The organism is Halomonas sp. ALS9 (assembly GCF_001651035.1).
GTDB lineage: Bacteria > Pseudomonadota > Gammaproteobacteria > Pseudomonadales > Halomonadaceae > Vreelandella.
On record NZ_LXRG01000050.1, the window covers coordinates 1 to 229 of the forward strand.

At 61.6% G+C, this 229-nt stretch carries 1 pseudogene; it reads right to left on the bottom strand.

The window, feature by feature from the left end:
* A pseudogene (locus tag A6R74_RS01555) lies at positions 1-229 on the bottom strand (acetyl-CoA carboxylase carboxyl transferase subunit alpha); the annotation flags it as partial.

Sequence of the window (229 nt, forward strand, 5' to 3'; positions counted from 1 at the left end):
GGCGCAGCCTTCGGGCGAGATCACCGAGTAGGTGGAGTACTGCAGCATTTGTAGCTCGTCGCAGACGCCAATGGCCAGCGCGCCGCCGGAGCCGCCCTCGCCCACTACCGTCGAGATAATCGGTGTTTTGAGCCGTGACATAACAGCCAGGTTGTAAGCGATAGCTTCAGACTGTCCGCGCTCTTCCGCGTCGATGCCGGGGTAAGCGCCGGTGGTGTCGATAAAGGTC